We start from the raw sequence: 25,760 nt of genomic DNA, 5'->3' as shown, positions 1-25,760 counted from the left end.
GAGCTTGCTCGCGATCTTTTGATCTTTTAAAAGATCGCGAGCAAGCTCGCTCCTACAGGGGGGGTGTTGTATCAGACTTTGGGGTATTCCCGATGCAACTCGCCCAACAACCGGTCCTTGTCTTCCCACAACTGGTTGATCCAGCTCTGAAACGCCAATTTGTAGGCCGGGTCCTGGTCGTAGTTTTTGCCGATAAACTCCGCCGGGATTTCCAGCTCTTCAAATACCACCACCACGTCCCGCACGTTGCCGCACAGCAAGTCCCAATACCCCGGACGTCCGCCAGGGTAATGAATCGTTACGTTGACGATGGACTTTAACTGCTCGCCCATCGCATCCAGCACGAAGGCAATGCCGCCGGCTTTAGGTTTGAGCAGGTAGCGGAACGGCGATTGCTGTTCAGCGTGTTTACCTTCGGTGAAGCGTGTGCCTTCGACGAAGTTGAAAATGCCCACCGGCTGGTTTTTGAACTTGGCGCAGGTTCTGCGTGTGGTCGCCAGGTCGGCGCCTTTCTTTTCCGGGTGTTTGGCCAGGTACGCCTTGGAATAGCGCTTCATGAACGGGAAGCCCAACGCCCACCACGCCAGCCCGATTACCGGCACCCAGATCAGCTCTTGCTTGAGGAAGAACTTCAGCGGGCGGATACGTTTGTTGAGCACGTATTGCAGCACCATGATGTCAACCCAGCTCTGGTGGTTGCTGGTCACCAGGTACGAGTGCTCATAGTCCAGCCCGTCGAGGCCCTTGATGTGCCAGCGGGTTTTGCCCAGCAGATCCATCCAGCGTTTGTTGTTGCCAACCCAGGCTTGGTGAATGTGCCGCATCAGCTCGTCGGTCACCCGTTGCGCGGGCTTGAACGGCAGGCACAGCTTAAAGATCGCAACCACAAACAACGGCGTGCAACACACGATGGTGTTGATCGCCAAGAACAATGAAGCAATGACGCCGCGTAACGGCGCAGGCAGAAAATCCAGCATTTACACATCCATAGGTCGGTTGGCGGCTTGAATCGCCGTCAGGGCGATGGTGTACACGATGTCGTCCACTTGCGCACCACGGGGCAGGTCGTTCACCGGTTTGCGCAGGCCTTGCAGCATCGGGCCCAAACTCACGCAATCAGCGCTGCGCTGCACGGCCTTGTGCGTGGTGTTGCCGGTGTTCAGGTCGGGGAAGACAAACACCGTCGCACGGCCGGCCACCTGGCTGTTGGGCGCCAGTTGGCGGGCCACTGTTTCGTTGGCCGCAGCGTCGTATTGCAACGGGCCGTCGATCAGCAGTGCGCGCTGGGCTTCATGGGCGAGGAGGGTCGCTTCACGGACTTTTTCGACTTCTTCACCGCTGGCCGAGTCGCCGCTGGAGTAGCTGATCATGGCCACGCGCGGAGTGATGCCGAACGCTGCGGCTGAGTCAGCACTTTGCAGGGCAATTTCGGCAAGTTCAGTGGCCGAGGGGTGCGGGTTCATCACGCAGTCGCCGTACACCAGCACCTGTTCCGGGAACAACATGAAGAACACCGACGACACCAAGGTGCAGCCCGGCGCGGTCTTGATCAGTTGCAGGGCAGGACGGATGGTGTTGGCAGTGGAGTGGATGACCCCGGAAACCAGCCCGTCGACCTCGTCCAGCGCGAGCATCATGGTGCCGATCACCACCGGGTCTTCCAGTTGCTGCTCGGCCATCGGCGCATTGATGCTTTTGGTTTTGCGCAGGGCCACCATCGGTTCGACATAACGGCCACGAATCACATCCGGGTCGAGAATCTCCAGCCCCGGCGGCAGTTCAAATCCATGGGCCTTGGCCACGGCGTGAACTTCTTCAGGCTTGGCCAGCAGCACGCAACGGGCGATACCGCGGGCCTGGCAAATGGCTGCGGCCTGCACAGTCAAGGGCTCGCTGCCTTCGGGCAAGACGATCCGCTTGTTGGCGTGCTGGGCGCGCTGGATCAATTGATAGCGGAACACTGCAGGCGTGAGGCGCATCTCCCGTGGCGTGCCGCAGCGCTGATGCAGCCAGTGCGCGTCGAGGTGGCTGGCGACAAAATCCGTGATGATTTCTGCGCGTTCGCGGTCATCGATCGGGATTTCTTTGTTGAGCTGATTGAGCTGGTTGGCGGTGTCGTACGAGCCGGTGCTCACCGACAGCACGGGCAGTCCGGCTTGCAAGGCGCCACGGCACAGCTCCATCAGGCGCGGGTCGGGCTTGGTGTCGCTGGTTAGTAGCAGACCCGCCAGCGGAACGCCGTTCATGGCAGCCAGGCTGACGGCCAGGATGATGTCATCGCGGTCACCGGGGGTTACCACCAACACGCCGGGTTTGAGCAGTTGCAGCGTGTTCAGCACGGTGCGGGCGCAGAGGATGATCTTGGACATGCGCCGGGTTTCATAATCGCCCGCATTCAGCACCTGCGCGCCGAGCAACTCGGCCACGTCACGGGTGCGCGGGGCATTGAGTTCGGGCTGGTACGGAATGCAGCCCAATAGCTTGAAGTCGCCGGTCCGCAGTAACGGTGAGTGCTCCTTGAGACGCGCTGAAAACACTTCCATGCTTTCGTCGGTTTTCACCTTATTAAGGATCACGCCGAGCACTTTCGGGTCTTTCGGCCCGCCGAACAGCTGCGCTTGCAGCTCAACCCGGCCGGAGAGCTCGGTCAGCACTTCGTTTTCCGGGGCCGACACCAGAATCACTTCTGCATCCAGGCTCTTGGCCAGGTGCAGATTGACGCGCGCCGCGTAACTGGCGGTGCGCGTGGGCACCATGCCTTCAACAATCAACACGTCTTTGCCAACGGCGGCTTGCTGATAAAGGCTGATGATCTCTTCGAGCAGCTCATCGAGCTGGCCGTCACCGAGCATGCGCTCAACGTGGGCCAGGCCCAAGGGCTGTGGCGGCTTGAGGCCGTGGGTACGCGCCACCAGTTCGGTCGAACGTTCAGGCCCGGTGTCGCCGGGGTGCGGCTGGGCAATGGGCTTGAAAAAGCCGACTTTCAAGCCTGCACGCTCCAGGGTGCGAACCAGGCCGAGGCTGATTGAGGTCAGGCCCACACCAAAATCAGTGGGGGCGATAAAGAAAGTTTGCATGCGAGCTTCCTGACGTAGCAGTGCAAGAGCAACACTCGATAAACGAGCCATGTGCTGGAATCAATTGCCAAGGTTAACGCTATCAGCCTCCTGAGCACACCAGCCACAACGAAAGGGCTGGCCTATTTTTTTTGCCCGCTGCTCAGGGTCCAGCACCCAGGGCCGTGACTGCCAGGGCGGTTGATGGCGCTGATGCTGGGTATGGCCACAGGAGAGCACAGCAACCCAGTGCTGCTCTTCATCTTGGCGCCAGCCAATGATTGTTGAGGTTTTCAAAGTTATCCGTTGGTCTTGGTTGTGTTCGCTTTCGTGCGAATGCTTGGTTAAACTTGCGAACTCATTATTATTTTGCAAAAGGTCTCGCCCCATGACGATCGCCGCCAACAAGGCAGTCTCCATCGAATATACCCTGACCAACGACGCTGGTGATGTCATTGACAGTTCTGCTGGCGGCGCTCCGCTGGTTTACCTGCAAGGCGCGGGCAACATCATTCCGGGTCTGGAAAAAGCCCTTGAAGGCAAAAACGTCGGTGATGAACTGGACGTTTCCGTTGAGCCAGAAGACGCTTACGGCGAATACTCCGCTGAACTGGTCAGCACCCTGAGCAGCAGCATGTTCGAAGGCGTTGACCAACTGGAAGTTGGCATGCAGTTCCACGCTTCCGCGCCGGACGGCCAAATGCAAATCGTGACCATCCGTGATCTGGACGGCGACGACGTAACCGTTGATGGCAACCACCCGTTGGCGGGTCAGCGCCTGAACTTCAAGGTAAAGGTTGTTGCTGTACGTGACGCGAGCGAAGAAGAAGTTGCTCACGGCCACGTGCACGGTGAAGGCGGTCATCAGTACTGATACCGGCTACTTCGCTCACCTGTGAGCGAGTAAAGAAAGGCGCCTGTTGGCGCCTTTTTTTGCGCCTCTAAGTTATGTCATCAGCACTCTGGATGATTGTTGGCTAACGATCGCGCGGCCCAGGTCAGGGCGCCTTTATTCAGATAGCGGCAACGGACCTGCCTGGCTTTGGCAGGCGCGCTGCAACTGGTTTTCGAACTGTTCGATAATTTGCGGCCAGCCCTGGCGACAGGCATGGTGGCGCGCATTGAGACGCACGGTGCGCAGGGTTTCCGGCTCTTCCAAGAGCCAGGCAGCAGCGTCGATCCAGGCATATTCATCCCCTGGCATGGCCAGCACGCCGTTGTAGCCATGACGAATATGCTGGCCCGCCGCGGCGGCGTCATAAGCCACAACGCCCAGCCCTGAGGCCAAGGCTTCGAGCACCACATTGCCGAACGTTTCGGTCAGGCTCGGGAACAAAAACACGTCGCCACAGGCGTAGTGGCGGGCCAGGTCTTCACCGGATTGAGCGCCACAAAAAAACGCATCCGGCAGCGAGGCTTCCAGTGCGGCCCGTTTGGGCCCGTCACCGACGATGATCAGCTTGAAGCGGCGCCGCGGGAAGCGCTCCTGCAAGGCTTCCAGGCAGTGCTTGAGTGCCCCCAGATTCTTCTCGGGTGCCAGGCGACCGACATGCAGCAGGGCAATATCGTCTTCGCCCAATCCCCAACTCTGGCGCAAGGCGCTTTGGCGTTTCGCCGGGCTGAACAGTCGGCTGTCGACCCCGCGCTCCAGTAACTCCAGGCGATCAAAATGCCGACGCTGCAGTTCAAGCCGCTGGCTGGCGCTGGGCACCAGGGTCAACGCCGAACGGTTATGGAACCAGCGCAAATATTGGGTCAGCAGCCGGGTAAATACCCCCAGGCCGTAAATGCTGGAGTAATGCTGGAAGTTGGTATGAAAGCCGCTGACCACTGCAATACCCAGTCGGCGTGCCACGCGCAGCGCACACAACCCAAGCGGGCCTTCGGTGGCGATGTACACCACGTCCGGGCGTTGTACTTGCCAGCGCTTCATCAAGCGACGAGTGGAGGCCATGCCCCACTGCAGTCCCGGATAACCGGGGATAGACCAGCCCCGGCACAGCATTACCTGATCGTTACTGCGTTGATTGCCATCGCAGGTCTGGCGAGGGCGCACCAGCTCCACATGGTGATCGCGAGCGCGCAGGCCATCAAACAAACGCCCAAGGGTGTTGGCCACGCCGTTTATTTCTGGTGGAAACGTTTCGGTGATCAGGGAAATATGCAGGGCAGTTGTCATGGCACCAGTCTCAACGTGATCTGTGTCGGCTACGTGTCAGCCAAATGATGAATTTATGGCGACGTAAGCGTAGACAGCGTGGAGACAGCTTAGGTGCTGTACGGCTCTCAGCGTTTTTAATGCAGCGCTGAGAGCCGTGATTTTTATCCCTTCATGGCTTTTTCACGGCCAGGGCTTCTTCGCCCCGTTCACGCACCCAAAACAGCGTTGCCCCGGCCACAGCGGCAGGCATCATCAGCAGGTTGACCACGGGCACCAGCAGCACCAGATACACCACCCCGCCAAAGCTCAGGCTCTGCCAGCGTTTCTGGCGCAGCCAGGCGAGCATCTCGTTCCAGCCCAGTTTGTGGTTGTCGGCCGGGTAGTCGATGTACTGGATGGCCATCATCCAGACCCCGAAGATCAGCCACAACGGCGCGGCGACCAGGTTGACCACGGGCACAAACGACAAAATCAGCAAGGCAATCGCGCGGGGCAGAAAGTAGCCCAGCTTGCGCATTTCCCGGGCCAGTGTGCGGGGCACCATGGCGATCAGTTCGCCCCAACTGAACGGCGGCGAGTTATCGACCCCGCGCACCACGGCTTCGACTTTCTCCGAGAGAAACCCGTTAAAAGGCGCGGCGATGATGTTGGCGAACATGGTGAAGGTGAAAAACACCATCAGAATGAGCAACACCACAAACAGCGGCCATAACACGTAGTTGAGAAAGCTCAGCCAACTGGGCAGCGTCGGCATCAAGGTATCGACCCACAGGCTGAACTGATGCCCGGCGAAGTAAATCAGCCCGACAAACAGCACCAGGTTGATCAGCAGCGGCAACAACACAAATAAACGCAGGCCTGGGCTCAGGACCAGCTTCAGGCCTTCACGCAGGTACTGCGGGCCAGATAGAACAGGGGCGGGCATAGTGGGCTCCGGGCAGTGGAAAATCGGCCGACCTTAACGGCTTTACGCGCAGGGCGAAAGCCTGGAGGCGGATTCGACAATAACTGTAACAAAGACGTCCAATGATGAATTTGAGCACATAGAGGACTGCTATGAGCTGGATTGTTAATGCGTATTTCCTTACTCTCAGCGGCCTATATACGCTGCACCTACATTTTTCAGGACCTGCGGGTCACAGACCTGGCCTGAGCAGGTGAGCGGTTTCTTTTTATTCCAGCCGGTAAAGCGGCGTTCCGCCCCGATTTCGACACGGGCGGCCATAGGAGTGAGTCATGTCTGAAGTACGTCATTCGCGTGTGATTATTCTGGGTTCTGGCCCTGCCGGTTACAGCGCCGCCGTTTACGCTGCCCGGGCTAACCTCAAACCACTGCTGATCACGGGCATGCAGGCGGGCGGTCAACTGACCACCACTACCGAAGTCGACAACTGGCCCGGCGATGTACACGGCCTGACCGGCCCGGTCCTGATGGAACGCATGCGTGAGCATGCCGAGCGTTTTGAAACCGAGATCGTGTTTGATCACATCAACGCCGTTGATCTGAAAAACAAACCGTTCAGCCTGACCGGCGACAGCGGCACTTACACCTGCGACGCGCTGATCATCGCCACCGGCGCCAGCGCCCGTTATCTGGGCCTGCCGTCTGAAGAAGCCTTTATGGGCAAGGGCGTTTCGGCCTGTGCAACCTGCGACGGTTTCTTCTACCGCAACAAGCCGGTGGCAGTCGTGGGTGGCGGTAACACGGCAGTTGAAGAAGCCCTGTACCTGGCAAACATCGCGAGCAAAGTGACCCTGGTTCACCGCCGCGAAACCTTCCGCGCCGAGAAAATCCTGATCGACAAGCTGAACGCCCGCGTGGCTGAAGGCAAGATCGAGTTCAAATTGAACGCCACCCTGGACGAAGTGCTGGGTGACAACATGGGCGTGACCGGTGCCCGCCTGAAAAACAACGACGGCAGCTTTGACGAAATCAAAGTAGACGGCGTGTTCATCGCCATCGGCCACACCCCGAACACCTCGCTGTTCGAAGGTCAGCTGGAACTCAAAGACGGCTACATGGTGGTCAAGGGCGGCCGTGAAGGCAACGCCACTGCGACCAGCATCGAAGGCGTGTTTGCGGCAGGCGACGTGGCTGACCACGTTTACCGCCAAGCCATCACCTCGGCCGGTGCCGGCTGCATGGCAGCACTGGACACCGAGCGTTACCTGGACGGCCTGCAGAACGCTGAGTTCAAGTAATCCGTAGCGCCTGAAAAAACCGGCTTCGGCCGGTTTTTTTGTGAGCAACACAAATCCCTTGTAGGAGCGAGCTTGCTCGCGATTTTTTAAAAGATCAAAAGATCGCGAGCAAGCTCGCTCCTACACCGGATGACGTGCTTAAGCCTTGCGCGTCAGCGGCTGGGTCTGGAATGTAACCCCGGCCAGGCCGTGGCTGATCAGCGCGCGGATGTTGCCGTGGTCGGTGCCTTCTGGCGTCGCCAGTACTGAGCGGTAATGCTCGCCGAACGCCAGCAGCGCTTCTTCATCGCTGAACCCTTCGAGCAGGGCCAGGCCCAAGGTCTTGCACGAGCCTTCATTTTGCCCGGCCGCGTTCTCCACGCCGCCGTTGTTGAAAGCCTGCGGCTGGTAATCGTACTGCGCGGCGACAAACGCAAGCGTGTCGGCAAATACGTGTTCGCCGCTGTTGAGGCTGGCGCGCAGGGTGTTCAAATCAGTCATTCGTGTTTTCCTTTGGCAAACGCCGCTACTTGTTCGGCGCTGGCTTCTTTCTGGTAAAGGGATTTCCATTCGGCGTACGGCATGCCGTAGACCACTTCACGGGCGTCATCGAGGCTGACCTCGATCTGACGTTCATCTGCCGCGGCCTTGTACCACTTGGACAGGCAGTTACGGCAAAAACCCGAGAGGTTCATCAGGTCTATATTTTGTACGTCTTTGCGGCTGTCCAGATGCGCGACAAGGCGGCGAAAGGCGGCAGCTTCAAGTTCAAGTTGTTCTTGGGGCGTCATAAGATTTACCTGGGTTCAGTGGGCTGTAGCTTAGCGGCATGCCGCCAGCGTAATCGACACCGATTCAGCAAAGCGCAGGGCGTGGGGCTTGTCGACCTCGACTTCGGCGTACTGCACAGCGGTGTTGCTCATCACCAGGTCGAGCAGTTCCTGGGTCAGGCGCTCAAGCAGGGCGAAGCGGTTCTCTTCGACGTGCTGAATCACCGCCTTGGTGATGGTCCGGTAATTCAGGGCGTGATCGATGTCGTTATCCCGTACCGCTTCTTGCGCGGCATACAGGATGGTGAGGTTGATCAAGACATCCTGCTTGTTGAGGATCTCGTCTTCATTAATCCCGATAAAGGTGCGCAGACGCAGGTCTTTGACACGGATGCGGGCCGTTCCTGGCTGAAGTTGTGGCATTACGACTTGCTCCGTCCAATCAATTGCAGGAACTCCATGCGGGTGCTGCTCGACTCGCGGAACGCGCCGAGCATGACCGAGGTGTTCATGGTCGAATTCTGTTTTTCTACACCGCGCATCATCATGCACATGTGCTTGGCTTCGATTACCACGGCAACGCCCGCCGCCTGGGTGATGGTCTGAATGGCGTCGGCGATTTCGCGGGTGAGGTTCTCCTGGATCTGCAGGCGACGGGCAAACATGTCGACGATGCGGGCAACCTTCGACAGGCCCAATACTTTGCCGGTCGGGATGTAGGCCACGTGGGCCTTGCCAATAAACGGCAGCAGGTGGTGCTCGCACAACGAGTAAAGCTCGATGTCTGCGACGATCACCATTTCATCGCTGTCTGAGGCAAACAGGGCGCCGTTGACGATTTCCTCAACGCTCTGGCCATAGCCGTGACACAGATACTGCATGGCCTTGGCGGCGCGTTTCGGGGTGTCGAGCAGGCCTTCGCGCTCAGGGTTTTCACCGAGGCCGACCAGGATCTCGCGGTAGTGCTCAGGCAATGATGTGCTCATGAAAATGCTTCCTCGCGGACGTCTTACTTAACGTGTCGTCCGCCGTTGACGGTCAAGGTGGTGCCGGTCACGTACGGGTTATCCAGCAGGTAGCGCAGGCTTTGATAAATCACCCCGGCGCCGGGCTCAATGCCCAGGGCTGACTTGGCCAGGGCGTTGGTGCGGTACGCCGCGTCGTCGTCTGGGTTGAACATCAGCAAGGCCGGGGCGATGCCGTTTACTTTGATATGGGGCGCCAGTTTAGCCGCGAATGACAGCGTGAGGCTGTCGAGTCCGGCTTTGGTGGCGCAATAGGCAATGTGCTTGCTACTGCCTTTGCGGGTCACGTCATCGCTGATATGCACGATGTCGGCCGGGCTTGAACGCAACAACAACTCGCTGCAATGCAGGTTAATCAGATACGGGGCGAGCATGTGCACGCTGAACATCTGGGTAAAGGCGCTGGTTTCAGTGCCAGGCGTCTCTGCCAGCCACGCCGAGGCGTTATGGACGATAGCCCGCAACGTGTCGGTGTGAGCTTTAAGCCGCTCAATAAAGTCGAGAATGCCGCCTTCACTGGAAAAGTCGGCATACAACGTCGTCGCCCCCAGCTCGCGCAACGCCTGAACGCCGGGCTTTTCGCTGCGATAGCTGATGATGACGGGATAACCGTCAGCCAGCAGTTGCCGGGCACAGTGCAAACCAATGCGCTGGCCAGCACCAGTGATCAGGATCGGGGCAGAAGACGTGGGCATGACGGGCTCGATGCGAAATAGCCGGAAACAGTCGCGGCGCAATGGCAAAACTATACCAGCGTCCGCGACCTGACTGCCAAGCCCGGGGCGATCGGTTAACTGCGTTGCGCGAGGGAGTTTGTGCGCAAGGGCTTGTTGGACGTGCTGTGCAGCCAGCCTGCGAGTAAATGGGTCGAAAGCGGAATAAACAGATAAACCATCAGTGGCGTCAGGGCCAAGGTGCTGACAAATACCCGTGGCAACACACTCAACTCGCTCAGCAATGGGCCCAGCGCAAAGTTGAACAACAACGACACCGGAAAGAACGCCAGCCAGATGGCCACGGCCTGTTTCCAGCGCGGTGGGCGCTGCCCGGCGGCGCCAAACCAGCCGTCGATGCCGCTGACGCGATGCTCTGAAGGGTTGGCAAACAGGTGGCTGCCGCGCTGCAACCAGGCTTTGCGCGACACCGAGTGTTCCCACGCGTGCAGGGTGGCTTCGTCGGCAAAGCGGAAAATGATCTGGAATTCATCGTCGCCCGGGGGCGGAGCCAGCACGCCTGAACCCAAGTAACCGGGAAAGTCGGTGGCTAACTGTTCGCCTTCGTGCAGCCAGGCGATCAGTTCCTGGTAACGGCCTTTCGCGACACGGCGCGCGACCATCAATGTGACAGGGGAGGTAGACATTGTGTATCTCCATGAGGCTGATGCTGCCCGGGTAGGGCAATCACAAAACACAGCGCCGGGGTGGTGGGCTGTGTCTGGAAAAACAAGCAAGGATTGTTCCCGAATGCAGTCAACGGGATCGCCACAGCGAGGGAGATGAAGCGTAGAATCCCTCAATTCACTCTTGTAACAGGCCTTAACCATGCCCGTGATCACTGAACTTGAGCCCGTTGCGCTCGCGGCAGGTCAGCCAGAACTGCCGGGCCTGTACCCGATCAGAGAAGTCGCCCGGCTCACCGGCATTAACCCGGTGACCTTGCGTGCCTGGGAGCGGCGCTATGGTTTGATCCAGCCGACACGCACCGAAACAGGGCATCGCTTGTACACAATGAGCGATATTGAGGCAGTGCGTCAGGTCATGGGCTGGCTTGAGCGCGGCGTTGCGGTCAGCAAAGTGGCCGAATTGCTGGCACGACCGACCGCCTCTGTCAGCGTGCCGAAAGAGGCTTTGGCTGACGAATACGAACAGTGGCAAGCGCGTGTTCAAGCTGCGCTCAGCGCCTTTAACGAAGCTGAACTGGATCGTCTGTACGGACAGATTTTCTCCAGTTACCCGCTGGAAGTCGTGTTCAAAAGCATCTTGATGCCGCTCTGGGAGCAACTGCTCAAGGCGCAAGATGAGTTTGGCCGCACCAGCGAATGGTTGCTGCTGGATCGCTTTTTGCGCGGCCGCGTTCAGCAGCGCCTGCACCTGCAACCCATGGACGCCCACGATTGCGTGTTGCTGGTGGGGCTGCCCGAGTTGTGCACTGAGCTGGAACTGCTGGTGGCCGGTTTGCTGTTGAGTCGCAATGACCGGCTGATCAGAGTATTAGCCGTTGGTCAGCCGCTGGATGAGCTGTCGCTGATTTGTGAGCAGGTTCAGCCTCGTGCGGTGGTGCTGTTCGCCCGGCAGGTAGTGGGCGCGGCCCATCAGCGCCGCTTGGTACGCCTTGCGCAATCGCTGGACTGTTCAGTGGCGCTGGCCGGTGAGGCCGCCAATGTGGCACAAGACGCGCTGGCTGGCTCATCGATTGCCTGTCTGGGCAGCGAGACCGCTTTGATGAACCAGCGCCTGGACGCTGAGCTTAAGCAAGCGGCGGCGCGCTAACACCGTTGGCCGCTTTGAGCGCCTCCAGTTCAGCTTTTACTGCCGCCAACTCGATCTCCAGTTGAGCGGCTTTTTGCTGGGCCTTTACCTGTTGGGTGACATCCTTTTGCACCCCAATAAAATAGGTCAGCTGATCAGCGTCGTTGAACACTGGCGTGATCGACAGTTCGTTCCAGAAGTACGAACCGTCCTTGCGGTAATTACGCAGCACCTGACGTGTCGGCTCTCCGCTGGCGATGGCCTCGCGGATCAAGTGCAAACCAATCTGGTCGCGGTCGCCTGACTGTAAAAAGCGGCAGTCCTGATACAGGATGTCGTCGCTGCTGTAGCCCGTCAGTGCCTCAAACGCTTTATTGACGTAGATAAGGATGTTGTCTTCACCTTCCTGCTCGGCCACCACAATACCGTCCTGGGACGCGTCCACCATGCGCTGCAGTAAACGGGCGTTGATCATGGTGCAGCACTCCAAAAGTCAGATAAGTTCGAGCCATTTTAGGACATCGCGACAAGCTGTCTACGTGCTATCACCGAAAGCATGGCGTCACCTGTTAGTATCCCTGCCTTTTAGTCAGTTACAGGATCAGATTGATGAAAGTCGCCATCCTTTCAGGCTCGGTGTACGGCACCGCAGAAGAAGTCGCCCGCAACGCCAAACAACTGCTGACCGATGCCGGTTTTGAGGTGCTGTTTAACCCGCGCGCCACGCTGGCCGAAATTCAGGCCTTTGCTCCGGACGCTTTTTTGGCGGTGACCTCGACCACCGGCATGGGCGAGCTGCCTGATAACCTGATCCCGTTGTACAGCGAGATCCGTGACCTGCTGCCCGCCGCCTGGCGCGGTCTGCCGGGTGCCGTGATCGCGCTGGGCGACTCCAGCTATGGCGATACCTACTGCGGCGGTGGCCAACTGCTCACTGAACTGTTTGCCGAGCTGGGCCTGCGTGAAGTCCAGTCGATGCTGCGCCTGGATGCCAGCGAAACCGTTAACCCTGAAGGCGACTCCGAGCCGTGGGTTGAAGACTTCATCAAAGCACTGACCCAGTAATCGACCGCTCACGCAGCAGCTCCAGCCAGGCTTGAGCTGCGCGTGACAAGTACGCGCCTTCGCGCCAGATAAAGGCGATGTCCCAGCGCAGGGTGTCGGGAGCAATCAGCTTTAAACGTATGACGTCGGGGCGCACCAGTTCGCGCGCGACCACGCTGGGCAACAAGACCACGCCCTGGCCGGCTGCCACCAGCGCCACCAAAAAGTCCGACTGGCCGCTGCGCCCGCCTTCCTTGGGGGTAAAGCCCATTTGTTGACAGGCCTGGACCACGCGATCGTTAAGCACAAAACTGCGTTGATAGAGCAAAAACGGTGTCTCGGCCAGTTGCTCCAGGCGCACGCTGCCGCCTTCTGCCAGCGGATGATTGGCCGGCAGCAAGGCGTCCAGCGGCTCGTCGCAAAAGGGCTGCCAGGAAAACGCCTGATTGTTCTTGGGCGTCAGGCTGCCGCCCAACTCCAGTTCGCCGCTCAACACCGCCTGTTCAATATTCAAACTGCCGCCTTCGAGCAGTTGCACCTGAATATTCGGGTAGCGACGCCGGTACTCGGCAAACAGGTTGGCAAACAGCGCATTACCGCCTAGCAGCGGCAAACCCAGTTTCAACTCGCCGCGTTCCAGATGGCTCAAGTCATCAAGCTCACTCAATAACTCTTTGTGCAACCGCAGCATGCCTTCGGCGCGTTGCAGCACCACCTGTCCGGCTGCCGTGAGGCGCACGTGCGAGCCGAACCGGTCAAACAGCGTCGTGCTGAGGCTGTGCTCCAGTTGCGCAACTTGTTTGCTCACCGCCGATTGGCTGATGTGCAGGTGCTGGGCGGCCTGGGTAAAGCCGCCGTGGCGTACCACCTCAACGAAGGTACGCAGTTGTTTGAATTCCATGATGTGATTCCAGATTGGAATGCAGGCCAGTCTAACAATTCGTTTTAGGTATGGAAGGTGCATCTTTAAACTGAACGCCTGTCTGCACTGGAACCACTATGAAACGCTTCGATGTAAAACGCATGGGTCGGCTGATCAGTGAAATCGCCGTATTGCTGGCCATCTATTTCGTTGGCTGCCAGATCGCCGCGTGGTTGCAGGTGCCGATCCCCGGCGGGGTGATGGGCATGATCCTGTTGCTGCTGGCCTTCGCCCTGGGCTGGGTCAAGCCTGCCACCTTGCAGTTGGGCGCCGGTGTGCTGATGGCCGAAATGCTGTTGTTCTTTATTCCCGCCTTGATGAGCCTGCTCGATCACGGCGCTTTGGTGCGTGACGAGGGCTGGCGCATTTTGTTGGTGATTGGCGTGAGTACCCTGTTGGTGATGATCGTCACGGCCTTTACCGTTGAAGCCGTTTGCCGCTGGAAGCTGCGCCATGAAAGCTGAACTGATGCCGATGTTCTGGCTGGTGCTCACGCTGGGGACTTACGGCCTGAGCCGCTGGTTGTACCGGCGCACCGGGCGCTACCTGTTGTCGCCGCTGATTCTGGTGCCTGCCCTGTTGCTGGCCGTGGCCGCGCCGCTGCACACCGCCTACGCCGAATATTCCCGTGATACCCATTGGCTGATGCTGGTGCTCGGCCCGGTGACCGTCGCGTTCGCCGTACCGATTTGGCAGCAGCGCAAGCTGCTGGCGCGGCATTGGCTGGCGTTGTTGCTCGGCATGATGGCGGGCAGTGTCGCCTCGATTGGCAGCTCGTACTGGCTGGCCAAAGTGCTGGCACTCGACACATCACTGACCTTGTCGCTGGTGCCGCGCTCCATTACCACGCCGTTCGCCATGCCCGTTGCGCAAAGCCTGGGCGGCGTGCCGGAACTCACCGCCGTGTTCGTGATGTTCACGGGCGTGTTTGGCGCCATGATGGGCGGCATCCTGCTCAAATGGTTACCGTTGCGCAGCAGCCTGGCGCGCGGCGCACTGTTTGCGGTCGGTGCTCACGGTGCGGGCGTTAGCCGTGCCCGTGAAGTGGGCAGCGAAGAAGGCTCGGTGGCCGGTTTGGTCATGGTCCTCACCGGGATCCTGAACCTGCTGGCCGCGCCCTTGTTGATGCTGATGATTTAAAGCCCGCATCAGGGCTTAAATCTCGGGCATAAAAAAGGCCGCTGTAAAACAGCGGCCAAAGAAGACGTTCATCAAGGAGCAGCAAATCAACGTCAGGGTAAACAGAGTGAGCAGAATCGCTGTGACTCAATGCTCTGGCGGGCGGGTGTGCCCGGTAAGTGCGACAAGAATAAGGGCTCGCCGGCCTGAGAGTAAGGCCGGTTTACGACAAGCTCTGTTACAAATTAGGCAACAGTTTGCAGGCCTGCATCTGATTGGCCTCAGTGCTCGGGGATCAACCGGGCTGGTAGCCCATGCGCCAACTGATGGCGTGGGCCGCCGCCAGCAAGCGCTGCGCGGCCGGGCCATGTTCATCGGCATGGAACAGTGAGGTGGGGCCAACTACCGTCAGCACGCCCGCTACTTTGCCGGTCGCTTCAAACACCGGCGCCGACAGCGCATCGACGCCAGGCATCAATAGGCCGTGCACAAAATGCAGACCACGGGTGCGGATCTGCTCGCTGATTGCGGTATAGGCCTGGGCAGGTTGCAGCGGGTGCAGATGGTCGGTGGCAAGTTCCAGCGCGCGCAATTCGGCGGTTTCGCGGTCAGGCAAAAAGGCGTTGAACACCAGCCCTGTGGATGAACTGAGCAGCGGCAGCACCGAGCCCAGCTTGGTCACCACCGTGACCGCACGAACGGCGGCTTCGATGTGCACCACGGTCGCGCCCTGATTGCCCCACACGGCCAAAAAGCAGGTTTCGTTCAAGTCATCACGCAGCTCAGCCATCGGCAGGGCGGCGACTTTGAGCACGTCCATGCTGTTGAGCGCGGCCAGCCCCACGCGCAATGCTTCGCGGCCCAGGGCGTAATGGTTAGTGGCGGTATTTTGCTCGGCAAACCCGCTGGCAATCAGCGCCTGCAAGTAACGATGGACCTTGCTAGCAGGCATCTGCACGTGCTCGGCCAGACGCGATAACGAGGTCGATGGCGACAGCTCGGCCAAGGCCTTGAGGATGTCGGTGCCGACTTCAGCAGAGCGCACTTTCTGTTTGCCGGTGCTGTCAGCGGTGCTTGAAGGCTTTTGCATGGGGGCGCGGGTCTCGGGATGAATGGGCGTCTTTATAGCTTGACGCTTACTACCAATCAAATTACGTTATGCGTAATTCGATTACGATAAAAATAACGCAGTGACACACGCACGGTTTCAGTGCTGAGTGAGTCCACTGTTTTCTCCACTCTGGAGGCTCCATGAACCTCGACTCGTCTTTGTCTGACCTCGCGTATCAATCCGGGTTTGGCAACGAATTCAGCAGTGAAGCATTGCCGGGCGCGTTGCCCGTCGGGCAGAACTCTCCGCAAAAAGTCCCCTATGGCCTGTACGCCGAATTGTTGTCCGGCACGGCATTCACCATGACTCGCAGCGAGTCGCGGCGCACCTGGATGTACCGGATCAAGCCGTCCGCCAATCACCCGGCCTTTACCAAGCTTGAGCGCCAATTGGCCGGTGGCCCGTTGGGGCCGGTGACGCCTAACCGCCTGCGCTGGAACCCGCTGCCGATTCCTGCCGAGCCCACCGATTTTATCGACGGTCTGGTCGGCATGGTCGCCAACGCTGGCCCGGACAAACCTGCCGGGATCAGCATCTACAGCTACCGCGCCAACACCTCGATGCAGCGTGTGTTTTTCAATGCTGATGGCGAGTTGCTGCTGGTGCCGGAGCAGGGCCGTTTGCGCATTGCCACTGAGTTGGGGCGTCTGGACCTGGAGCCTCTGGAAATTGCCGTGATCCCGCGAGGGCTCAAGTTCCGCGTTGAACTGCTCGACGCACAAGCCCGCGGCTACATCGCAGAAAACCACGGCGCGCCGCTGCGCCTGCCCGATCTGGGGCCGATTGGCAGCAATGGCCTGGCCAATCCGCGTGACTTCCTGAGCCCGACCGCGTACTACGAAGACTCGCAGCAGCCGGTCACCCTGGTGCAAAAGTTTCTCGGTGAACTGTGGGGCTGCGAGCTGGATCACTCACCGCTAAACGTGGTCGCGTGGCACGGCAACAATGTGCCGTACAAATATGACCTGCGCCGTTTCAACACCATCGGCACCGTCAGCTTTGATCATCCCGATCCGTCGATCTTCACCGTGCTGACCTCGCCGACCAGCGTGCCGGGTCTGGCCAACCTCGACTTCGTGATCTTCCCGCCGCGCTGGATGGTGGCAGAGAACACCTTCCGGCCGCCGTGGTTCCACCGCAACTTGATGAACGAGTTCATGGGCCTGATCCAGGGCAGCTATGACGCCAAGGCCGAAGGCTTCTTGCCCGGCGGTGCTTCGCTGCACAGTTGCATGAGCGCCCACGGCCCGGATGCCGAGACCTGCAGCAAAGCCATTGCGGCCGATCTGCAACCGAGCAAAATCGACAACACCATGGCCTTTATGTTTGAGACCAGCCAGGTGCTGCGTCCGAGCCAATTCGCCCTCGAGTGCCCGCAGTTGCAACCTCATTACGACGCTTGCTGGGCTTCGTTGCCCTCGACCTTTACCCCGAACCGGAGATAACCATGACCCAGTCCACCTTAACCCGTAGCTGGATCGCCTCCGCCAATAGTCACAGCGATTTCCCGTTACAAAACCTGCCGCTGGGTGTGTTCAGCATTCAGGGTTCAGCCCCGCGCAGCGGCGTGGCGATTGGCGAGCACATCTTTGACCTGGAAGCCGCATTGGCTGCCGGTTTGTTCGAAGGGCCTGCCAAAGTCGCCGTAGAAGCCTCGTTGGGTGGCGCCTTGAACGCCTACTTTGCCTTGGGCAAAAGCGCTCGCGTGGCCTTGCGTGAACGCTTGCTGGAACTGCTCAGCGAAGGCAGCACCCTGCGTGGCAAGATCGAAGCCCAGGGCGCCAAACTGCTGCCGCTGGCGGCTGATTGCGAACTGCACCTGCCCGCCAAAATCGGTGATTACACCGACTTCTATGTGGGTATCGAGCACGCGAAAAACGTCGGCAAACTGTTTCGCCCCGACAATCCGTTACTGCCCAACTACAAGTACGTACCAATCGGCTACCACGGCCGTGCCTCGACCATTCGCCCGTCGGGCGTCGACGTGCGCCGTCCTAAAGGCCAAACCTTGCCCGCCGGGCAGACCGAACCGGTGTTTGGCCCCTGCGCCCGTCTGGACTATGAGCTGGAGTTGGGCATCTGGATCGGCCAGGGCAACGACATGGGCGATGCCATCGCGATCGGCGAGGCGAGTGAACACATTGCCGGTTTCTGCCTGCTCAACGACTGGTCGGCGCGTGACATTCAGGCGTGGGAATACCAGCCGCTGGGGCCGTTCCTGTCCAAAAGCTTTATCACCAGCATTTCGCCGTGGGTGGTGACCGCCGAAGCCCTGGAACCGTTCCGCCGTGCACAACCTGCGCGCTCGCAAGGTGATCCGCAGCCGCTGCCGTATCTGCTGGATGCCCACGATCAGGCCCACGGTGCATTGGACATCGAACTGGAAGTGCTGCTGTTGACCGCATCAATGCGCGAGCAAAACCTGCCTGCGCAGCGTTTGGGCTTGAGCAACAGCCTGAATATGTACTGGACCGCCGCGCAGTTGGTGGCTCACCACAGCGTCAACGGTTGCCAATTGCAGTCGGGTGACTTGTTCGGTTCGGGCACCTTGTCGGGCCCTGACCAATCACAACTGGGCAGCCTGCTGGAAATCACCGAAGGCGGTAAGCATCCGGTGGAATTGGCGTCGGGTGAAGTGCGCAAATTCCTTGAAGATGGCGACGAAATCATCTTCCGCGCCCGTTGCAAGCGTGAAGGTTTTGCCTCAATCGGTTTCGGCGAATGCCGCGGCAAGGTTGTCGCTGCACGCTGAGGAGCGAGCCATGGAACTCTTTACTTACTACCGTTCGACCTCGTCGTACCGGGTGCGCATCGCTTTGGCACTTAAAGGCCTGGATTACCAGGCCGTTCCGATCAACCTGCTCAAGGGCGAGCAGCGCCAGCCTATTTACCAGGCGATCAACCCGCAGGGCCGCGTACCGGCCTTGCGCACCGATGACGGCAGCGTATTGATCCAGTCACCGGCGATCATCGAATACCTCGAAGAGCGCTACCCGGTGCGGCCATTACTGTCAGAAGACCTGATCACCCGCGCTCACGAACGTGCCGTTGCGGTCTTGGTGGCCTGCGATATCCACCCGTTGCACAACGTCAGCGTGCTCAACCAACTGCGCCAACAGGGGCAGAACGAAGAACAGGTGAACCAGTGGATCGAGCATTGGATCAGCCAGGGTTTGGCGGCCATCGAACACATGGTCGGTGACAGCGGCTATTGCTTTGGCCCGGAGCCGGGCCTGGCAGACGTGTACCTGATCCCGCAGGTGTACGCGGCACAACGGTTCAACGTGTCGCTGGAGGCTTATCCGCGTATTGCGAGGGTGGCGACATTGGCCGAACAGCACCCGGCCTTTATCCAGGCGCACCCGGCACGGCAACCGGATACGCCGATCTAACGGACGCTAAACCTTGTAGGAGCCGCCGAAGGCTGCGATCTTTTGATCTTGAAAATCAAACCATCGCAGCCGTCGGCAGATCTGGCGTTCTCCATATACCTGCAACCACCGCAAATCCTCGAACCTTATTCCCGCTCACTTCAACGCCTTTTTTGCGACGGCCTATACTGGCGTTTACCTGTCACCGATCGAGGGCTGGTTAATGTTTGCTCTCATGCAAAGCGCTCATGTCGAGTCGCTGCACCTCAGTATTGATCCCGTTACAGGGCTTAAAGCCGTGATTGCCATTCACAGCAGTCGCTTGGGGCCAGCGTTGGGTGGGTGCCGTTACCTGGCGTACCCCAACGACGAAAGTGCCGTCAGCGATGCGGTCCGTCTGGCCCAGGACATGAGCTATAAAGCAGCGCTGGCCGGGCTGGCAGTGGGTGGGGCAAAAGCGGTCATCATGCGCGCGCCTCATGTTGAAAGCCGTTCAGCGCTGTTTGAAGCATTTGGTCGCTGCGTGGAGCAACTCGACGGCCGCTACATCACCGCCATCGACAGCGGCACCTCCACTGCCGATATGGACTGCATCGCCCAATACACCCGCCACGTTACCAGCACCACCGCCGCCGGTGATCCTTCGGCGCACACGGCCATGGGCGTGTTTGCCGGCATCCGCAGCACCGCCTCATCGCGGCTGGGCAGTGACAACCTCGAAGGCCTGCGCGTGGCTATTCAAGGCTTGGGCAAAGTTGGCTACGCCCTGGCCGAGCAACTGCATGCCGCTGGCGCCGAGTTGCTGGTGTGCGACACCGACCCCGGCAAAGTGCGCTTGGCCATGGAGCAGTTGGGCGCCCACCCGGTGGCCTGCGAAGCCTTGCTCAGCACGCCGTGTGACATTCTGGCGCCGTGCGGGTTGGGTGGCGTGTTGAACTGGCACAGCGTCGCCCAATTGCGCTGCTCTGCTGTGGCCGGATGCGCCAACAATCAGTTGACCAACTTGCAAGTGGCCGACCAGTTGGAGCGTCGAGGCATTTTGTATGCGCCTGATTACGTCATCAATTCGGGCGGGCTGATCTACATGGCGTTGACTCACCAAGGAGCGCAGCCAGAAACCATCAATCAGCATTTGCTGCAAATCAGCAAACGTCTGACCGGTATCTACGCTCACGCCCAGGCCGAAAAACGTTCACCGGCCCGGGTTTCGGACGAACTGGCGCAGAAGCTGCTGTATGGGCAGGACTAAAAGCGGGCCGGTTTTCTGCAGGTTAAGGATCGCAGCCCGGATTAACAGGTTGTGAGGCATCCTTGAAACGGGTTTCAAATTCAACCAACTGTGCCTGCACCTGTTGCAATGCTTCGATCTGCCTCGCCACAGCATTTTTCTTTACCTCGATGGCGTTGCTGACCACCTCCCACGGCAAGGGTTGCCCTGGGTGGTTCTCGACAATCGCGAGCATTTCCTTAAGCTTGAAACCCAACTGCTGTGCACACTTGATGAGCTTCAGCCACTCAACACTGTGTTGGGAGTAGATGCGGTATTTGCCCTGACGTTGAGGGGAGGGCAACAAGCCGATGGCTTCGTAGTGACGAATGCTTTTTATGGTCGTGCCTGACAATTGGGCCGCTTTGCCGATGTACATGAAAGGTCCTTAAAAGAGGCAGTCGGCCGATGAAGCACTTAGTGACGGGCTAGCGCCATGGCCTGTTGCAGCCACCTTTGCCGTTGAGTTGTGGTCGAGGTTAACACTGGGCCGAACATCAAGGTGGTCAGCGGTTTTATGCCGCAAAACGCCAAAGTGTGCTTGCGCATTTGATGAAGCCCCGGCATCCAGTAAACCCATTTGTAATACCACGGTGTAGTGTCCATGGCGACCAGCAGGTGGGCGGTGCGGCCTATGAGCAATTTGTCAGGGAAGACTTTGCCCTGGCGGTACTTGAAGGCAAAGCCTGGCAGGAAGGTGCGGTCGATAAAGCCTTTGAGCAAAGCCGGAACGCCGCCCCACCACAGTGGAAACACAAACACCAGGTGTTCGGCCCACATGATGTCTGCCTGGGCATCTAGCAGGTCTTGTTCCAGTGTCTGGATCTGGTTGTAACCTTCGTGCAGCACCGGGTCAAAGTTCAGAGCACCCAGTTGCACTATGCGCACCTCGTGACCAGCGTGCGTTGCTGCCTCGAAATAATTATTTGCTATCGCGCCACAGAAACTGTCGGTCGAGGGATGCCCCAGAATGATCAGTACACGCTTGCTCATCGCTACACTCACCTGAAAGAAGGCCTTTCAAGGTAAACGTTGCCCCAAAGGGGAGAGTCAAGCGAGGGCGCGACAGATTACTCGCTCTCGATCAGCAGCTCGGACAGCGCGTCGGGTTGGCTCTTGAAGGCTTTGGCGAACACATCGCGGTTCTTCGCCATGTAGATGCCGGCTTCTTCAACTTGCTGCTCGCTCAGCGACGGCACAGCTTTTTGCAACACTTCAGCCAGCAGCTCGGCCAGCTCGAGCATTTTGTCATGACGGTCAGCTTCGGCTTTATCCATGAACAAACGCTCCAGATCTCGGCTGCTGCGGTATACCACTTCGACGGCCATTTACCACCTCATATGCCTTCACGATAAGTTGTCTTACGAATACTGTGTTTTTATACAGCCAAAAGCATAAGCCAATCACCGCTCTTTGAATAGCGACTTTTTGACTCTAGCTGCAAATGGCGGGGGACGTGTCTAATCGCGGCTGGCCATCATCTCACTGGCGGTGACTGGCCTTTTTTCTGCATGCAGAAAGCGTCACGTTCATCGCGGATGATCCGTTTTAATCGACTCAAGGAGCTGCATCGTGAGAGTAAACAAAGCTGAGAAGCTACGTCGCCGGGTCCATGAGCTGGCCGAATCGATGGGCAATTTGTTCGTTGAAACCTTCCACTACCTGGCCTTGTTCGCCATTGGTGCTGTCACTGCCTGGGCGGCGGTGATGGAATTTCTGCAGATGGTGGAGAAGGGCAACATCACCATCGACGACATTCTGCTGCTGTTTATCTACCTGGAACTGGGGGCGATGGTCGGGATTTATTTCAAGACCAACCACATGCCCGTGCGTTTCCTGATTTACGTGGCTATCACGGCGCTGACCCGCTTGCTGATTTCCAACGTCTCGCATCACAACCCGCCGGACATGGGCGTGGTGTACCTGACCGGGGCGATTCTGCTGCTGGCGTTTGCGATTCTGGTGGTGCGCTATGCGTCTTCGCAGTTCCCCTCAGTGAAGATCGAAAACCCCCATCGCAAGACCGGCGCCGGTTCTGGCGAGCACCCGGAGGTGGAGAAGGGCGAGTTGTAATCTGGCTTTTTTGCACCACTAAAAAGGGCGGGCTTACCGAAGTAAGCCCGCCCTTTTTTAGTGCGCTTGGCGCTGAATCAACTGTTGAGTGCAGCCTGTTCTTTTTCCAGGAATTCTTCTTCGAGCAAAACGTCAGCACTGGTTTTGTGCTCTTTCTCTCCGAACCCCTCAACGGGCAGTTTTGCGGTGTGTTTACCACGCAGCTTGCCGAACAAATGCTCCAGAGCGTGCTGCAGTTTGGTCGCAGCGCCTTCAACGGCGAGTGTCAGTTCATTAGCGTCGTGGGATACCAGAATCGGTTGGTGACCTTTTGGACGAGCCTCCATTTTGCAGCGTTTGTCTTTTGGACCGGACTTGCCGCCATTCTCATCGGTGACATGCACGATGACTCGAGTCAGGTCTAACAGGTAACGCTCGAGCGTAACTTCAACTGTAGCTGTCACCCAATTCTGGGTGCGTGCGTCAACAGCGATGTTTTTATCGGAAAAGACTTCAGTTTGCATAATGCTTCCCTTATCTAGCGTGCTCGTGTGAGTTGTGACGGCCTCGCGACTCAAAGGTTCATCGTCAGCGCTCGCCTACAGTGTTTGAGCCGATGAGCAAATATTTCAAGCACTTTTTTCAGGAACAATCATTGGCCCTGATCCGCGTCAGTCTTTGACAGGGACAAAGGCCCGCGTGGGCGGGCCATGGCCGATTTATATCAAAATGCAACAGAGGTCTGGACGTACACGGTGCGAGGTTCGCCCACGTATTTGCCCTTGTTGTTGTCGTCAAACGAGCGTGTGTAGTACTCGTGGTTGAAAATATTTTTAACGCCGACAGCCACGTTCAAGTCAGATAATTGATGGCCGAAATCGTAGCCGACGCGGGTGTTGAACAGCATGTAGCCGGGGATCAGGCCGGTGCTGCCGTCAGCGCTTTCGGTGCGGGTGTTGGCGTTGTCAGCGAACTGGTTGCTCTGGAAGGTGCTGTCCAGATTGGCCTTCCACGGGCCTTGGGTGTAAGCAACGCCAACGCTGCCTTTGTTTTTCGAGGAGAACGGCACACGATTGCCTTTGTTTGGCCCATCTTCGCGGATGGTCGCGTCAACATAGGCATAGGTGGCATACACGTCGAAACCGGCCAATTCAGGGCTCAAGCCTTCGAGCGCATAGTTGACGCTGGCTTCGATGCCTTGATGGCGGGTTTTACCCCGGGCGATCACGGTGTCGGTGGTCTGGTTGCTGTCGTATTGATTGTTGAAGTTGATCAAAAATGCGCCGATCTCCGCGCGCAGGTTGCCATTGTCGTAGCGTGTGCCCAGTTCCCAAGTGCGGGCTTTTTCAGGTTTTACTTCGCCGCCAGTGACCCGGTTCGGCATCTGGCTGTACTGCACACTGCCGAATGAGCCTTCGGTGTTGGCGTAAATATTCCAGCTGTCGTTGACGTGGTACATCACGTTGAGTGCAGGCAGCGGCGTGTTGTAATCGCCTTTATATTTCACGTGGGTCAGCAGATTGGTTTGCTGCTGTTCGATCATTTCGTAGCGAATGCCGGGCGTGAATGTCCACTTGCCGATATCGATTTTGTCGTCGATGAAAAAGGCGTGCGCTTCGGTGGCGCCGCGGGTGTCGCGGTCGTTGCGGCTGCTGGTGGTCGGTAGTTGGTTGTCAGCGATAGGCGTGCGGTAGCGCAACTCGTGCCCGGCTTCGTTGATGTAGCGATAGCCCACGCCCACTTCGTGCACGCTGCTGCCCAGGTCAAAGCCTTGGGCCAGGCGCGTTTCAATCCCGCGCACCCAGTACTCGCGGGGTGACAGCGAGAGGAAGGTGCCTTGATCCAGATACCCGCTGCGCAGGGTTTTGGTGAAGAAGCTGTTCACCGTGAACTCGCGGCGGTCTTCCTGGTAGCGATAACCAAAATTGACCAGCGTACGGCGGCCCCAGAACTTGTCGTTCGGTCGGGTCGATTGATACGGATCAGCCTTGTAAGCCGCGGTGCTCAGGCCGCCCGGCATTTGCGCCTCGCCGTCGTAGTACTGGGCCATGGCGTTGAAACTGTTGGCTTCGTCGAGCTGGTAGTTGCCCTTGAGAATCAGGTCATCGATGCGCGTGTCGCTGTGTTCGCGCCAGTCGCTGCCACGGGTTCCGGAGTAGAGCACGGCGCCGCCCAGGCCATTGTCGGCCGTGCCGCCTGCCAGCAGGTTGGCGGTTTTCTTGAAGCCGTCCTGGGTGGACGACGGGCTGGTTTCGGTCTGAACGCCCACTTTGACCGTCGGCTCGACGGGAATCGCGCGGGTCACAAAGTTGACGATGCCGCCCACGTTTTGTGGGCCATAACGCACGGCACCGCCGCCGCGCACCACATCCACTGCATCCATGTTGCCCATGCTTACCGGGGCAAAAGACAACTGAGGCTGACCGTACGGCGCAAACGGCACCGGAATGCCGTCCATTAACACCGTCGAACGCGTAGCCAGACGCGGGTTGAGGCCGCGTATGCCGAAGTTGAGGGCCATGTCATGGCTGCCGGTGCCGTTGTTTTCCGGGGCGTTGACGCCGGGAATGCGGTTGAGCACCTCGCGGGCAGACGTGGCACCCTGGCGTTCGAACTCTTCGCGGCGGATCACGTCACGGGCGCCCGGATGCTCGAACACATTGATTTGCTCGGCATCGCCCAGCCAGTCACCGACCACGCTGGAGGCGCCCAGTTCGATACTCTGCGGGGCGTTAGCAGCGGGTGCCGGTTGCAGGCTAAAGGCCCCTTCGCCTTCAGAACGGGCTTGCAGGCCAGTGCCTTCGAGTAACGTTTGCAAGCCTTGCTCCGGGTTGAAGTTACCTTCAAGACCGTGGCTTTGCAGGCCACTGGCGGCGGCCGAACTGAACGAAATCAGCACCCCGGCTTCACGTCCAAACTGATTCAGCGCGTTTTCCAGGGAGGAGGGCGCGATGTGATAGTGCTTGGCGTCAGGCTCGGCAACGGCGTTGAAGCTGAGGCTGGCACCCAGTAACACACTGGCCAGGGACGTAAGACGGAACGGCTGAGCGGGCATGAAAAAGTCCTGAGAAGAAGGGATAAATCGAAGTGGCTTACCTTCTCTGTCACGCCAGATTTGAAAACAGCTCACGTTCTTTGAAATAAACACACACCGTGTAGGAGCGAGCTTGCCTCGCGATCTTTTGATCTTTAAAAAAGATCGCGAGGCAAGCT

The 25,760-nt window shown here is 58.7% G+C and carries 30 protein-coding genes; 11 read left to right on the top strand and 19 right to left on the bottom strand.

Going from position 1 to position 25,760, the window contains the following annotated elements:
* Positions 1 to 71: 71 nt before the first annotated feature.
* From yihG to AAEZ03_RS22505, 3 genes are read right to left on the bottom strand one after another with little or no spacing between them, the layout of a single operon-like run.
* Positions 72 to 977, bottom strand: coding sequence for a 1-acylglycerol-3-phosphate O-acyltransferase, YihG family (gene yihG, locus AAEZ03_RS22515; protein WP_123749621.1), 906 nt, complete (start codon positions 975 to 977; stop codon positions 72 to 74).
* Positions 978 to 3,077, bottom strand: coding sequence for a phosphate acetyltransferase (pta, locus tag AAEZ03_RS22510; RefSeq protein WP_048368321.1), 2,100 nt, complete (start codon positions 3,075 to 3,077; stop codon positions 978 to 980). It abuts the gene before it with no gap.
* Between the two features lie 60 nt (positions 3,078 to 3,137).
* On the bottom strand, positions 3,138 to 3,476 hold the full coding sequence (locus tag AAEZ03_RS22505; protein WP_048368474.1) for a DUF3565 domain-containing protein: 339 nt from the start codon (positions 3,474 to 3,476) through the stop codon (positions 3,138 to 3,140).
* On the opposite strand from AAEZ03_RS22505, the gene AAEZ03_RS22500 reads away from it, so the two are divergent.
* Positions 3,445 to 3,930, top strand: a complete 486-nt coding sequence (locus AAEZ03_RS22500; RefSeq protein WP_350581714.1) for an FKBP-type peptidyl-prolyl cis-trans isomerase — start codon at positions 3,445 to 3,447, stop codon at positions 3,928 to 3,930. The two genes, AAEZ03_RS22505 and AAEZ03_RS22500, sit on opposite strands and share 32 nt — an antisense overlap.
* A gap of 135 nt (positions 3,931 to 4,065) precedes the next feature.
* On the opposite strand, the gene AAEZ03_RS22495 is transcribed toward AAEZ03_RS22500, so the two are convergent.
* Together AAEZ03_RS22495 and cysZ are read right to left on the bottom strand one after the other, a co-directional pair.
* Positions 4,066 to 5,235 (bottom strand): glycosyltransferase family 4 protein, encoded by a 1,170-nt coding sequence (locus tag AAEZ03_RS22495; protein ID WP_314918416.1) that lies wholly within the window; start codon positions 5,233 to 5,235, stop codon positions 4,066 to 4,068.
* Between the two features lie 151 nt (positions 5,236 to 5,386).
* Complete coding sequence (cysZ, locus tag AAEZ03_RS22490; RefSeq protein ID WP_350581711.1) at positions 5,387 to 6,142, bottom strand: sulfate transporter CysZ; 756 nt, start codon at positions 6,140 to 6,142, stop codon at positions 5,387 to 5,389.
* Between the two features lie 311 nt (positions 6,143 to 6,453).
* On the opposite strand from cysZ, the gene trxB reads away from it, so the two are divergent.
* Positions 6,454 to 7,419, top strand: coding sequence for a thioredoxin-disulfide reductase (trxB, locus tag AAEZ03_RS22485; protein WP_048368315.1), 966 nt, complete (start codon positions 6,454 to 6,456; stop codon positions 7,417 to 7,419).
* Between the two features lie 138 nt (positions 7,420 to 7,557).
* Here trxB and AAEZ03_RS22480 read toward each other — a convergent pair whose 3' ends face one another.
* The 6 genes from AAEZ03_RS22480 to AAEZ03_RS22455 all read right to left on the bottom strand — a co-directional run bounded on the left by AAEZ03_RS22480 (position 7,558) and on the right by AAEZ03_RS22455 (position 10,553).
* Positions 7,558 to 7,899, bottom strand: coding sequence for a HopJ type III effector protein (locus tag AAEZ03_RS22480; protein ID WP_350581708.1), 342 nt, complete (start codon positions 7,897 to 7,899; stop codon positions 7,558 to 7,560).
* Entirely contained in the window at positions 7,896 to 8,189 is a 294-nt protein-coding gene (locus AAEZ03_RS22475) for a DUF1244 domain-containing protein (protein WP_048390258.1), read from the bottom strand. Before AAEZ03_RS22475 ends, AAEZ03_RS22480 begins: the two co-directional genes overlap by 4 nt.
* A gap of 30 nt (positions 8,190 to 8,219) precedes the next feature.
* The gene (folX, locus tag AAEZ03_RS22470) at positions 8,220 to 8,591 is read right to left on the bottom strand and encodes a dihydroneopterin triphosphate 2'-epimerase (protein ID WP_048368312.1); all 372 of its coding nucleotides are present in this window, start codon (positions 8,589 to 8,591) and stop codon (positions 8,220 to 8,222) included.
* A complete protein-coding gene (gene folE, locus AAEZ03_RS22465) occupies positions 8,591 to 9,154 on the bottom strand; it encodes a GTP cyclohydrolase I FolE (RefSeq protein WP_262125036.1) in 564 nt (187 codons plus the stop codon). Before folE ends, folX begins: the two co-directional genes overlap by 1 nt.
* Before the next feature lie 23 nt (positions 9,155 to 9,177).
* The gene (folM, locus tag AAEZ03_RS22460) at positions 9,178 to 9,888 is read right to left on the bottom strand and encodes a dihydromonapterin reductase (protein WP_048390255.1); all 711 of its coding nucleotides are present in this window, start codon (positions 9,886 to 9,888) and stop codon (positions 9,178 to 9,180) included.
* A gap of 95 nt (positions 9,889 to 9,983) precedes the next feature.
* On the bottom strand, positions 9,984 to 10,553 hold the full coding sequence (locus AAEZ03_RS22455) for an antibiotic biosynthesis monooxygenase (protein ID WP_350581703.1): 570 nt from the start codon (positions 10,551 to 10,553) through the stop codon (positions 9,984 to 9,986).
* 181 nt (positions 10,554 to 10,734) lie between these two features.
* Here AAEZ03_RS22455 and AAEZ03_RS22450 point away from each other — a divergent pair, with 181 nt between their 5' ends.
* Positions 10,735 to 11,682, top strand: coding sequence for a MerR family transcriptional regulator (locus AAEZ03_RS22450; protein ID WP_350581700.1), 948 nt, complete (start codon positions 10,735 to 10,737; stop codon positions 11,680 to 11,682).
* On the opposite strand, the gene AAEZ03_RS22445 is transcribed toward AAEZ03_RS22450, so the two are convergent.
* Complete coding sequence (locus AAEZ03_RS22445) at positions 11,660 to 12,136, bottom strand: PAS domain S-box protein (RefSeq protein ID WP_048390249.1); 477 nt, start codon at positions 12,134 to 12,136, stop codon at positions 11,660 to 11,662. The genes AAEZ03_RS22450 and AAEZ03_RS22445 overlap by 23 nt on opposite strands.
* Before the next feature lie 134 nt (positions 12,137 to 12,270).
* Here AAEZ03_RS22445 and AAEZ03_RS22440 point away from each other — a divergent pair, with 134 nt between their 5' ends.
* Positions 12,271 to 12,726, top strand: a complete 456-nt coding sequence (locus AAEZ03_RS22440) for a flavodoxin (RefSeq protein WP_350581697.1) — start codon at positions 12,271 to 12,273, stop codon at positions 12,724 to 12,726.
* Here AAEZ03_RS22440 and AAEZ03_RS22435 read toward each other — a convergent pair.
* A complete protein-coding gene (locus tag AAEZ03_RS22435) occupies positions 12,707 to 13,606 on the bottom strand; it encodes a LysR family transcriptional regulator (protein ID WP_048390245.1) in 900 nt (299 codons plus the stop codon). The genes AAEZ03_RS22440 and AAEZ03_RS22435 overlap by 20 nt on opposite strands.
* A 98-nt stretch (positions 13,607 to 13,704) precedes the next feature.
* On the opposite strand from AAEZ03_RS22435, the gene AAEZ03_RS22430 reads away from it, so the two are divergent.
* Together AAEZ03_RS22430 and AAEZ03_RS22425 are read left to right on the top strand one after the other, a co-directional pair.
* A complete protein-coding gene (locus AAEZ03_RS22430; RefSeq protein ID WP_153333289.1) occupies positions 13,705 to 14,091 on the top strand; it encodes a CidA/LrgA family protein in 387 nt (128 codons plus the stop codon).
* Entirely contained in the window at positions 14,081 to 14,767 is a 687-nt protein-coding gene (locus AAEZ03_RS22425; protein ID WP_350581693.1) for an LrgB family protein, read from the top strand. The genes AAEZ03_RS22430 and AAEZ03_RS22425 overlap by 11 nt, the downstream gene beginning before the upstream one ends.
* A gap of 274 nt (positions 14,768 to 15,041) precedes the next feature.
* Here AAEZ03_RS22425 and AAEZ03_RS22420 read toward each other — a convergent pair whose 3' ends face one another.
* On the bottom strand, positions 15,042 to 15,836 hold the full coding sequence (locus AAEZ03_RS22420) for an IclR family transcriptional regulator (RefSeq protein ID WP_350581690.1): 795 nt from the start codon (positions 15,834 to 15,836) through the stop codon (positions 15,042 to 15,044).
* A 161-nt stretch (positions 15,837 to 15,997) separates the two neighbouring features.
* Between AAEZ03_RS22420 and hmgA the strand changes: the two genes are divergently transcribed.
* The 4 genes from hmgA to AAEZ03_RS22400 all read left to right on the top strand — a co-directional run bounded on the left by hmgA (position 15,998) and on the right by AAEZ03_RS22400 (position 20,477).
* The gene (gene hmgA / locus AAEZ03_RS22415) at positions 15,998 to 17,302 is read left to right on the top strand and encodes a homogentisate 1,2-dioxygenase (RefSeq protein ID WP_350581687.1); all 1,305 of its coding nucleotides are present in this window, start codon (positions 15,998 to 16,000) and stop codon (positions 17,300 to 17,302) included.
* A gap of 2 nt (positions 17,303 to 17,304) precedes the next feature.
* Entirely contained in the window at positions 17,305 to 18,609 is a 1,305-nt protein-coding gene (gene fahA / locus AAEZ03_RS22410) for a fumarylacetoacetase (protein WP_350581684.1), read from the top strand.
* Positions 18,610 to 18,619: 10 nt separating this feature from the next.
* Complete coding sequence (gene maiA, locus AAEZ03_RS22405; RefSeq protein ID WP_350581681.1) at positions 18,620 to 19,249, top strand: maleylacetoacetate isomerase; 630 nt, start codon at positions 18,620 to 18,622, stop codon at positions 19,247 to 19,249.
* Positions 19,250 to 19,451: 202 nt separating this feature from the next.
* Complete coding sequence (locus AAEZ03_RS22400) at positions 19,452 to 20,477, top strand: Leu/Phe/Val dehydrogenase (protein WP_048368288.1); 1,026 nt, start codon at positions 19,452 to 19,454, stop codon at positions 20,475 to 20,477.
* 22 nt (positions 20,478 to 20,499) lie between these two features.
* Here the strand turns inward: AAEZ03_RS22400 and AAEZ03_RS22395 are convergent, their stop codons facing one another.
* From AAEZ03_RS22395 to AAEZ03_RS22385, 3 genes are all read right to left on the bottom strand, one after another.
* Positions 20,500 to 20,874 (bottom strand): MerR family transcriptional regulator, encoded by a 375-nt coding sequence (locus AAEZ03_RS22395; RefSeq protein ID WP_153333275.1) that lies wholly within the window; start codon positions 20,872 to 20,874, stop codon positions 20,500 to 20,502.
* A gap of 38 nt (positions 20,875 to 20,912) precedes the next feature.
* Positions 20,913 to 21,488 carry an NAD(P)H-dependent oxidoreductase gene (locus AAEZ03_RS22390; protein ID WP_350581678.1) on the bottom strand — a complete coding sequence of 192 codons (576 nt, stop codon included), beginning with the start codon at positions 21,486 to 21,488 and terminating at the stop codon, positions 20,913 to 20,915.
* A 77-nt stretch (positions 21,489 to 21,565) separates the two neighbouring features.
* The gene (locus AAEZ03_RS22385) at positions 21,566 to 21,823 is read right to left on the bottom strand and encodes a YebG family protein (protein WP_278940931.1); all 258 of its coding nucleotides are present in this window, start codon (positions 21,821 to 21,823) and stop codon (positions 21,566 to 21,568) included.
* A gap of 244 nt (positions 21,824 to 22,067) precedes the next feature.
* On the opposite strand from AAEZ03_RS22385, the gene AAEZ03_RS22380 reads away from it, so the two are divergent.
* Positions 22,068 to 22,568, top strand: a complete 501-nt coding sequence (locus AAEZ03_RS22380) for a phosphate-starvation-inducible protein PsiE (RefSeq protein ID WP_048390220.1) — start codon at positions 22,068 to 22,070, stop codon at positions 22,566 to 22,568.
* Positions 22,569 to 22,645: 77 nt separating this feature from the next.
* On the opposite strand, the gene AAEZ03_RS22375 is transcribed toward AAEZ03_RS22380, so the two are convergent.
* Positions 22,646 to 23,071, bottom strand: coding sequence for an HPF/RaiA family ribosome-associated protein (locus AAEZ03_RS22375; protein ID WP_048391044.1), 426 nt, complete (start codon positions 23,069 to 23,071; stop codon positions 22,646 to 22,648).
* Between the two features lie 200 nt (positions 23,072 to 23,271).
* The gene (gene fecA, locus AAEZ03_RS22370) at positions 23,272 to 25,602 is read right to left on the bottom strand and encodes a TonB-dependent Fe(3+) dicitrate receptor FecA (RefSeq protein ID WP_350581673.1); all 2,331 of its coding nucleotides are present in this window, start codon (positions 25,600 to 25,602) and stop codon (positions 23,272 to 23,274) included.
* Positions 25,603 to 25,760 lie beyond the last annotated feature (158 nt).

It is taken from the genome of Pseudomonas sp. HY2-MNA-CIBAN-0224 (assembly GCF_040310285.1).
In the GTDB taxonomy this organism is placed as follows: domain Bacteria; phylum Pseudomonadota; class Gammaproteobacteria; order Pseudomonadales; family Pseudomonadaceae; genus Aquipseudomonas; species Aquipseudomonas helleri.
This window is presented reverse-complemented; position numbering and strand designations above follow the sequence as displayed.

What these genes read in the sequence shown, in the direction of transcription:
- AAEZ03_RS22400 (WP_048368288.1), top strand. Translation starts at nt 19,452, where the DNA reads ATGTTTGCTCTCATGCAAAGCGCTCATGTCGAGTCGCTGCACCTCAGT.
- AAEZ03_RS22495 (WP_314918416.1), bottom strand. Translation starts at nt 5,235, where the DNA reads ATGACAACTGCCCTGCATATTTCCCTGATCACCGAAACGTTTCCACCA.
- AAEZ03_RS22430 (WP_153333289.1), top strand. Translation starts at nt 13,705, where the DNA reads ATGAAACGCTTCGATGTAAAACGCATGGGTCGGCTGATCAGTGAAATC.
- AAEZ03_RS22395 (WP_153333275.1), bottom strand. Translation starts at nt 20,874, where the DNA reads ATGTACATCGGCAAAGCGGCCCAATTGTCAGGCACGACCATAAAAAGC.
- fecA (WP_350581673.1), bottom strand. Translation starts at nt 25,602, where the DNA reads ATGCCCGCTCAGCCGTTCCGTCTTACGTCCCTGGCCAGTGTGTTACTG.
- yihG (WP_123749621.1), bottom strand. Translation starts at nt 977, where the DNA reads ATGCTGGATTTTCTGCCTGCGCCGTTACGCGGCGTCATTGCTTCATTG.
- AAEZ03_RS22435 (WP_048390245.1), bottom strand. Translation starts at nt 13,606, where the DNA reads ATGGAATTCAAACAACTGCGTACCTTCGTTGAGGTGGTACGCCACGGC.
- AAEZ03_RS22475 (WP_048390258.1), bottom strand. Translation starts at nt 8,189, where the DNA reads ATGACGCCCCAAGAACAACTTGAACTTGAAGCTGCCGCCTTTCGCCGC.
- AAEZ03_RS22445 (WP_048390249.1), bottom strand. Translation starts at nt 12,136, where the DNA reads ATGATCAACGCCCGTTTACTGCAGCGCATGGTGGACGCGTCCCAGGAC.
- folX (WP_048368312.1), bottom strand. Translation starts at nt 8,591, where the DNA reads ATGCCACAACTTCAGCCAGGAACGGCCCGCATCCGTGTCAAAGACCTG.
- hmgA (WP_350581687.1), top strand. Translation starts at nt 15,998, where the DNA reads ATGAACCTCGACTCGTCTTTGTCTGACCTCGCGTATCAATCCGGGTTT.
- fahA (WP_350581684.1), top strand. Translation starts at nt 17,305, where the DNA reads ATGACCCAGTCCACCTTAACCCGTAGCTGGATCGCCTCCGCCAATAGT.
- folE (WP_262125036.1), bottom strand. Translation starts at nt 9,154, where the DNA reads ATGAGCACATCATTGCCTGAGCACTACCGCGAGATCCTGGTCGGCCTC.
- AAEZ03_RS22505 (WP_048368474.1), bottom strand. Translation starts at nt 3,476, where the DNA reads ATGGAGACTGCCTTGTTGGCGGCGATCGTCATGGGGCGAGACCTTTTG.
- AAEZ03_RS22450 (WP_350581700.1), top strand. Translation starts at nt 10,735, where the DNA reads ATGCCCGTGATCACTGAACTTGAGCCCGTTGCGCTCGCGGCAGGTCAG.
- AAEZ03_RS22420 (WP_350581690.1), bottom strand. Translation starts at nt 15,836, where the DNA reads ATGCAAAAGCCTTCAAGCACCGCTGACAGCACCGGCAAACAGAAAGTG.
- folM (WP_048390255.1), bottom strand. Translation starts at nt 9,888, where the DNA reads ATGCCCACGTCTTCTGCCCCGATCCTGATCACTGGTGCTGGCCAGCGC.
- trxB (WP_048368315.1), top strand. Translation starts at nt 6,454, where the DNA reads ATGTCTGAAGTACGTCATTCGCGTGTGATTATTCTGGGTTCTGGCCCT.
- AAEZ03_RS22425 (WP_350581693.1), top strand. Translation starts at nt 14,081, where the DNA reads ATGAAAGCTGAACTGATGCCGATGTTCTGGCTGGTGCTCACGCTGGGG.
- AAEZ03_RS22455 (WP_350581703.1), bottom strand. Translation starts at nt 10,553, where the DNA reads ATGTCTACCTCCCCTGTCACATTGATGGTCGCGCGCCGTGTCGCGAAA.
- AAEZ03_RS22375 (WP_048391044.1), bottom strand. Translation starts at nt 23,071, where the DNA reads ATGCAAACTGAAGTCTTTTCCGATAAAAACATCGCTGTTGACGCACGC.
- AAEZ03_RS22440 (WP_350581697.1), top strand. Translation starts at nt 12,271, where the DNA reads ATGAAAGTCGCCATCCTTTCAGGCTCGGTGTACGGCACCGCAGAAGAA.
- cysZ (WP_350581711.1), bottom strand. Translation starts at nt 6,142, where the DNA reads ATGCCCGCCCCTGTTCTATCTGGCCCGCAGTACCTGCGTGAAGGCCTG.
- AAEZ03_RS22390 (WP_350581678.1), bottom strand. Translation starts at nt 21,488, where the DNA reads ATGAGCAAGCGTGTACTGATCATTCTGGGGCATCCCTCGACCGACAGT.
- pta (WP_048368321.1), bottom strand. Translation starts at nt 3,077, where the DNA reads ATGCAAACTTTCTTTATCGCCCCCACTGATTTTGGTGTGGGCCTGACC.
- maiA (WP_350581681.1), top strand. Translation starts at nt 18,620, where the DNA reads ATGGAACTCTTTACTTACTACCGTTCGACCTCGTCGTACCGGGTGCGC.
- AAEZ03_RS22385 (WP_278940931.1), bottom strand. Translation starts at nt 21,823, where the DNA reads ATGGCCGTCGAAGTGGTATACCGCAGCAGCCGAGATCTGGAGCGTTTG.
- AAEZ03_RS22480 (WP_350581708.1), bottom strand. Translation starts at nt 7,899, where the DNA reads ATGACTGATTTGAACACCCTGCGCGCCAGCCTCAACAGCGGCGAACAC.
- AAEZ03_RS22500 (WP_350581714.1), top strand. Translation starts at nt 3,445, where the DNA reads ATGACGATCGCCGCCAACAAGGCAGTCTCCATCGAATATACCCTGACC.